A 3,918-nucleotide genomic window follows, 5' to 3' on the forward strand; every position below is an offset into this window, starting at 1 on the left:
CTTCATCTGAAAGAGCGTGCAAACGTTCCGAAAGAATGTGCAAAATCCGGAACAATCCGCAAAAATTTTGCACATTCTTTCGGAATCCGCCTGAAATAATTTGAAAAAGGGATTCTGAAATAATGTGCTAATTTACAATGAGACTCACTATATATCCCATAATAGTGATGTAAGCGATGCAACTAATGAACCAAATAATGAAATAAAAAAAGCGAGAAAATATGACATGCTTTTTAATCCATACATTGGAATCTCTAATATTCTCAAAGTGATTCCAATGGTCAAGACTGAGAATAATAATAATATTGTTAAGATCGATTTATAATGAATCTTCATCAAAATTCATCACCACTTGTAATATATGAGTTTTACACGCTCCACGAATAACGAGATATAGGGGAATAACTGTTGTTATTGGTTCCAACGTTAAGGGGTCTTATTTCAAATTCTACCCTATGAAATACTCCTTCATATTCAACTAATACAAACCATTTTTGAAAAATATTGAACTCCTTTTGATTAAGTAAGTGAGCAATCTGTAATCCTCCAACAGCATATCTTGGCGTATTCAAATTAGCTTTTAAAGGTATTGAATAAGTGGCGATAGGTTCATCAGGTTCACTACTAATATACCAATGGAATAAAATTTCACTGTCTTTTTTAACTGAAGATAATTTAACTAATATTTGTACGGAAAAGATCCATGGGCAATGGTTTGCCCTCCACCCGGGGATGAAAATCCGCGCCAGTGCGGCATTTTCACGGAAAAATCATTTGGAAAAAAGATACTTTTTTTATTAATTGGTTTAAAATCATCTGTTGTATGTTCACAAACAATAATAGATTCGATCATAATTCTATACCTCCAATAATAAAAACGATTTTTCTTGACAAATATCCAATAACAACCAAAAAGAGAAAAAAGAAAGGAGAGGCTGACCTCAACAAGGTCGGTTCAGCAACCTTTTGAGTCAGCCTCTTTTTATTAATTAACGGGCTTTACCAAAGAGAGCTACACCTATTCCATATCTAATAGATCCAGAGATAGCGCCCTTTATGGCACCAATATTACCTCCCCATACTGCTCCTGCAGCAGTACCAACCTCAACTTTCTGTTTGTTACCTCCACTTAGGACCATTTCAATCGTTCCACCAGTTGCCGCTCCCCAAGCTGCCCCTTTAGCAGCACCATTAGCAATGGATTTTTGAAGGAATTTCGGATCGTTCGGGAAAGCTTTGTGTAAAAGACTGGAAATGAAACTCATAAAATTTCTCCCCCCCAAAATATATATAATACATTGAATATATTACTATATATACTATAATATGTAAATAGTACCATATAAATAGTTTTATATTTTACATTCTTTTTACATTTTTAGCAAAATTACCGATAAACCTCCGATAATCATAAGAAGTGACAATCCTAACAACCAAGCTGAAAGAATAGGTGTTGAGAAAACATCTAAAATCTCTAAGAAGATAACAACCATTTTCCTTTTAAAGCTTAAATCCTTTTTTTCCTCCCAACTTTCTTTTAATGAAACCACTCCGAACGGTAATAAGATAACCCCTATGATAATTAAGCCAATTCCTAAAATCATGTATAGTCTCCTCCTAGCTATTATGTTGTATTTTCATATAGTTGATATTTCTTGTTCTCATCGTTCGCTGTAATCTTAGATATCGCTAATATTAATTGGCGATTTCTCCTTTTCTCTCCTGCAAAGATATAAATAAAACCCGTGGTGCTAGATAAAACTCAGACAAGCATAAAAATAGCCCTTGCTGGCGGATCTCCAGTAGAATGAAAGTGTCACCCAACATTCGAAAGGAGAGATCCCCCATGCAAGAGCACTTTCATTTTACTACAGATCCAGCCAAACTTCAAAAACAATATGCCGCTATTTTCTGTTTTGTTTCTGCCCAACTGTCGTTGATTCAAATGTATCTTCATCGCCGCAACCGTCACTTGGTCAAGCAAGAAGACGAAGTGGTCATGGCGGTTCACCTTTTGGGGAAGCTGCTGGGCTTTTCTTCCGAACGAGCCTGGCATCGTTTTGTCACGGGAAATTTGTTCACAAACGGCTCGTTTCTTGAACGCTCCCGATACAACCGCCGCTGCCGAGCGCTTGGTTTCGCCATCAAATGGATCCGTCATGAGCTGGCGAAACGTGGCCAACACCATGCTTATGCGGTCGTCGACAGCTTGCCTCTTCCGTTGTGCCATCCCGTGAGAATGCAGCGCGTCAAGCGATTTCGAGGGATCGCGGATATGGGGTATTGTGCTTCCAAAAAGCAATGGTACTACGGTTTCAAGCTGCATCTTCAAGTGACCAATCAAGGGCTGGCCATGGGCTATGTCGTGACGGAAGCGTCCTGCCACGACGTCAAAGCCGCTGAAACGGTGATGACTCAAATCCCTCATCCCTACAACTTTGGGGACAAAGGGTACATCAGCCACGCTCTTCGAGAAAAGCTGTACGAAGAACACCAAGCCGTGTTCTGGACACCGTCTCGACACAATCAAAAGCACGGCCCATCCAAGGCATGGGAAGAATGGATCAGGAAAAAACGCAAAGTCATCGAGACGGTGTTTTCGATTCTCGTAGACCAATACCGGATCACCGACATTCGAGCGAATTCCATTGCCGGGTTTGAAGTGGCACTCGATGGCATCTTGTTGGCTTATTCCTTGGTCACACTAGGGCTGGTTGAGCGCTGACGCTCAACTAGCCCAAGAACAACAAGCGAGTAAGCCAGTAAAATACCATCCAGTGCCGTTTCAAATCCAGAAACCGAGTTCGCTCGAATCTCGGTGATCCGATACGAATCGACTAAAATCGAAAACACGGTTTCCACCACTTTACGTTTTCGCTTCATTCACTGTTTCCATGCGTCCGATTGGCGAATTCGCTGGTTTTTTCGAACGGGCGTCCAAAAAGCGACTCGGTGCTCTTCGTACAGTTTCTTTTGCAGCTTTTGGCTGATATACCCTTTGTCACCGAGGTTATACGGATGTGGAATTTGCATCATGACGGTTTCAGCGGCCACCCGGTCGTGACAAGACGCTTCGGTGACAACATATCCCATCGGAAGCCCTTGGTCGGTGACCTGCAGGTGAAGTTTCCACCCATAGAAAGTGATCCTTTTGGAAGCACAATAGCCAATATCGGCAATTCCACGGAATCGTTTGACGCGATGCATTCGAGCTGAATGACACAGCTCGATCGGCAAGCTGTCCACGACCGCATACGCATGGTGTTGCCCACGCTTGGCTAGCTGGTGCCGAATCCACTTGATCGCAAAGCTAAGCGCTCGGCAGCGACGGTTGTACCGAGAACGCTCAGGGAACAAGTCCTTGGGAAACAAATTCCCAATCACAAACCGGTGCCAAGCCCGTTCGGAAGTGAAGCCCAACAACTTTCCAAGGACATGGATGGCGATGATGACTTCGTCTTTCTGTTTCAACAAATGACGATTTCGACGTTGAAGAGGAATCTGGATACTCGATAGTTGAACCGATACAAAAAGCAAAATCGATGCATATTGTTTTTGAATTCACTATTATACTCACATTTCGCACCCTAACAGGGTAGAAAGAAAGGATTTTTTATTTCGTTTTTTAGAATAACATTTCGACCAACACAACGAGCGATGGCAATCCTTTTTTTACCATCGCTAGTCGTTCCGTATGACGTTACACGTAAATGCTCTCGTCCATGCCCAATCCCTCTAGGATCCTTCGCTGATCAGGGGTGAGCGGTTTTCCTAGCGCGCGTTGGATGCGTCCATCCGGCAGCTCCAGTAGGACGACTTTCACATACCGGAACAACTGAAAGATCGCTTGCCCGGTCGGTCGGGTCAGCTTGCGGCCTCCGGCGCCCTTTAACGGGCGTTCTGGTGTGATGAACGGAC

At 42.6% G+C, this 3,918-nt stretch carries 4 protein-coding genes and 2 pseudogenes; 1 reads left to right on the forward strand and 5 read right to left on the reverse strand.

Features of this window, described 5'->3' with window-relative positions; genetic code table 11:
• Nucleotides 1–679 precede the first annotated feature (679 nt).
• The 3 genes from B4113_RS19905 to B4113_RS12110 form a co-directional block, all read right to left on the reverse strand.
• Nucleotides 680–853 (reverse strand): hypothetical protein, encoded by a 174-nt coding sequence (locus B4113_RS19905; RefSeq protein ID WP_160331376.1) that lies wholly within the window; start codon nucleotides 851–853, stop codon nucleotides 680–682.
• 136 nt (nucleotides 854–989) lie between these two features.
• Nucleotides 990–1,265 (reverse strand): hypothetical protein, encoded by a 276-nt coding sequence (locus B4113_RS12105; RefSeq protein WP_033844586.1) that lies wholly within the window; start codon nucleotides 1,263–1,265, stop codon nucleotides 990–992.
• 105 nt (nucleotides 1,266–1,370) lie between these two features.
• Entirely contained in the window at nucleotides 1,371–1,604 is a 234-nt protein-coding gene (locus B4113_RS12110) for a hypothetical protein (protein WP_033844585.1), read from the reverse strand.
• 242 nt (nucleotides 1,605–1,846) lie between these two features.
• Between B4113_RS12110 and B4113_RS12115 the strand changes: the two genes are divergently transcribed.
• Nucleotides 1,847–2,725, forward strand: a complete 879-nt coding sequence (locus B4113_RS12115; RefSeq protein ID WP_033844584.1) for an IS982-like element ISGsp1 family transposase — start codon at nucleotides 1,847–1,849, stop codon at nucleotides 2,723–2,725.
• On the opposite strand, the pseudogene B4113_RS12120 reads toward B4113_RS12115, so the two are convergent.
• Both B4113_RS12120 and B4113_RS20595 read right to left on the reverse strand, forming a co-directional pair.
• A pseudogene (locus B4113_RS12120) lies at nucleotides 2,689–3,561 on the reverse strand (IS982 family transposase). The gene B4113_RS12115 and the pseudogene B4113_RS12120 sit on opposite strands and share 37 nt — an antisense overlap.
• A gap of 139 nt (nucleotides 3,562–3,700) precedes the next feature.
• Nucleotides 3,701–3,918, reverse strand: a pseudogene (locus B4113_RS20595) (transposase); the annotation flags it as partial.

It is taken from the genome of Geobacillus sp. B4113_201601, from assembly GCF_001587475.1.
GTDB lineage: Bacteria > Bacillota > Bacilli > Bacillales > Anoxybacillaceae > Geobacillus > Geobacillus icigianus.

Coding starts and splice junctions, on each gene's coding strand:
- B4113_RS12110 (WP_033844585.1), bottom strand. CDS start 1,604: ATGATTTTAGGAATTGGCTTAATTATCATAGGGGTTATCTTATTACCG.
- B4113_RS12105 (WP_033844586.1), bottom strand. CDS start 1,265: ATGAGTTTCATTTCCAGTCTTTTACACAAAGCTTTCCCGAACGATCCG.
- B4113_RS19905 (WP_160331376.1), bottom strand. CDS start 853: ATGATCGAATCTATTATTGTTTGTGAACATACAACAGATGATTTTAAA.
- B4113_RS12115 (WP_033844584.1), top strand. CDS start 1,847: ATGCAAGAGCACTTTCATTTTACTACAGATCCAGCCAAACTTCAAAAA.